This is a genomic window from Lolliginicoccus lacisalsi (genome assembly GCF_014841105.1).
In the GTDB taxonomy this organism is placed as follows: domain Bacteria; phylum Actinomycetota; class Actinomycetes; order Mycobacteriales; family Mycobacteriaceae; genus Lolliginicoccus; species Lolliginicoccus lacisalsi.
The window spans coordinates 1-356 of record NZ_JACYWE010000014.1; the positions used below are offsets into that span (position 1 = coordinate 1).

Annotated in this window: 1 protein-coding gene; it reads right to left on the reverse strand. The window is 69.7% G+C overall.

Annotation, left to right across the window (positions count from 1 at the left end):
• A partial coding sequence (locus tag HT102_RS15540; protein ID WP_192040369.1) for a condensation domain-containing protein occupies positions 1-356 on the reverse strand: 356 nt, incomplete at both ends.

Genomic DNA, 356 nt, shown 5'->3' on the forward strand with positions numbered 1-356 from the left:
CCCACCCGCACCGACGCGTCCCCCGCGAACGCATCAAGGACACGCGCGACACGGTCGAGCAATGCCCGCGCCGCGGGCTCGTCGGCGATCGAGGCGAAATAGTTGAGCTTGAGCCGGAGGTCAGGCTCGGCGAACGCGAGCAGCGTGAATGGGTAATGAGTGGCATCGGACCCAGAGGCGCCAAGCAGTCGCATCCCGGCGAGGTCGGTGTCGCCATCGCCGGCCTTGTCGACGGGGTAGGACTCGAAGACCGCGAGGGTGTCGAACCCCGCGCCCGGCCCCGCCGCCTGCTGGATATCGGTGAGGCCGAGGAACTGGTGGTCGAGGAGGTCGCTCTGCTCCCGCTGCACCCGCGC